A 628-nucleotide genomic window follows, 5' to 3' on the forward strand; every position below is an offset into this window, starting at 1 on the left:
GCCTTCTGCGCCCCACTGTACGTTCACCAAGTATCGCGCGAAGCCCTTCGGTGTGGGCTCCAAGAACGAAGAATCCCGTATGGGTTCGATGGTGGCTGCGTAACCCGCATCAATAAGAATTCGCACCAAGTAGGCTGCGGCTTCCCTGCTCTCGACAGAACCCTCGGGCAACAGCGTTTCTACCTGTGCCGAATACAGGCCGCGTTTCACTTTCTTTTGAATCGCGTTATAGACAGCAGGCATCAGCTTATCAACATGGGTCCGTGCCCGAGCCGCGAGAACCGCCCGCGCCTCTTCCTGTGCGGCCCGTGCCTCGGACGCGCTAATGGCCTCTGTCTGTACACGGCGCAGCTCGTACTTGACGGAATGGTCAGAACCGCCCCACGCTGCTGAACCGTACGCACGATCAATCACGATGTCGTCGTCGATCAGCAGAATGTTACACGCTACGTCTACCCTTTTCCAATCAATGGTACTGACGACCAGTTCATACTCATTCACACCGTGTTCGACGAACGCCTCACGGAGTTCAGCTAGGATATGCTCCATACGGCGTGCTGCGACGTGCCCGTACTTATCGTATGTGATCCATCGAGTTGCCGGGGCCCGGGTTTGAACAGATGTATCT

1 protein-coding gene is annotated in these 628 nt (G+C 56.4%); it reads right to left on the reverse strand.

From position 1 onward, the window contains the following. Positions 1 to 549: hypothetical protein (locus AC1RPU_RS07725; protein ID WP_481769599.1), on the reverse strand; the 549-nt coding region annotated here is incomplete at its 3' end. Between the last annotated feature and the right edge of the window lie 79 nt (positions 550 to 628).

It is taken from the genome of Dellaglioa sp. CoH-55-MRSF-7 (assembly GCF_056782235.1).